1 protein-coding gene is annotated in these 560 nt (G+C 49.5%); it reads right to left on the minus strand.

Annotated features, from left to right (window positions below; all coding sequences use genetic code 11):
* Positions 1 to 25 precede the first annotated feature (25 nt).
* Positions 26 to 560: bifunctional hydroxymethylpyrimidine kinase/phosphomethylpyrimidine kinase (locus tag R7O13_RS29665; protein WP_318305565.1), on the minus strand; the 535-nt coding region annotated here is incomplete at its 5' end.

The following is a 560-nucleotide window of genomic DNA, read 5'->3' on the forward strand; positions in this document are numbered from 1 at the left end:
GTCGGAAAGCTGAATGCCAATCGCGTTAGCGAACATAGGTATGACCCGCAAAGAAATGATGTACTGGTCCGTGACCTTTCCCCACTTCCAATTCATCCGCATGAGCGATGGCTTGGCTGATGTACTGTTTTCCTAAATGCACGGCTTTGTGCAGGTTGTTGCCTTGACCAAGGTAAGACGCAATAGCGGAAGACAGTGTACAGCCCGTACCGTGGGTGTTTTGGGTCGGAAAACGCTTGGCGCTGATTAACTCGGCACTGTTTTGCATGATCAGCAGATCGTTGCTGTTTTCATCTTCTTCAAGGTGACCGCCTTTGAGCAAAATGGCTTTGGCACCAAGCGCGCGAAGGTCGTCAATCATGTCATTCATTTCAGATTCTGAGTGAGGTACAGGCTTACCTGTCAGTGCTGCACCCTCTGGCAGGTTAGGAGTGATGATGTCTGCCAGAGGAATTAGTTCTTCTTTTAATGTGCTGATTGCTGATTGCTCAAGTAGCAAATCGCCGCTGGTGGCGACCATGACGGGATCTATCACAAGATGTTTCGGCTGGTACTGTCTG

The sequence above is a fragment of the Vibrio sp. Y176 genome, from assembly GCF_033438945.1.